The organism is Pseudomonas sp. DE0157, from assembly GCF_007678615.1.
In the GTDB taxonomy this organism is placed as follows: domain Bacteria; phylum Pseudomonadota; class Gammaproteobacteria; order Pseudomonadales; family Pseudomonadaceae; genus Aquipseudomonas; species Aquipseudomonas parafulva_B.
In genome coordinates, this window is record NZ_VEJN01000048.1 from 1 (window position 1) to 422 (window position 422).

At 58.8% G+C, this 422-nt stretch carries 1 protein-coding gene; it reads left to right on the forward strand.

All coding sequences use genetic code 11. The features are described 5' to 3' along the window. The coding region (locus tag FS777_RS21290; RefSeq protein WP_145257602.1) for an immunoglobulin-like domain-containing protein at positions 1 to 422 on the forward strand (422 nt) is incomplete at both ends.

A 422-nucleotide genomic window follows, 5' to 3' on the forward strand; every position in this document is an offset into this window, starting at 1 on the left:
CAAGTCACTATCAAGGCCGGTCAGACTGCCGTGTCCTACGAGCACGCAGCGCAGGGCGACGACGTTTACAAAGACTCGGGCGAAATCAGTCTGGGTATCAAGTCGGCAGCCGACGCTGGCGGTCGCACGTTCGAGAATCTGCAGCTGGGCGGCGAGGCCTCGGTCAAAGTCACCGATACCATCGACGAAGTCGTAGCCAAGCTGACTGCTACTGACTCGGTTACCGAAGGCGGTCAGATCACCTATACCGTGACCCTGACCAACAAGGATGGCCTGCCGATCGACAAGCATGGCGCGCTGACCTTCACCTTGGACGATGGCAAGACCACCATCACCATTCCGGCGAACGGCACTACCGGTTCGGTCACTGTAACCGCGCCAGACAACGACTATGTCGGTGCTAACGATCCGGTCGTGAAATC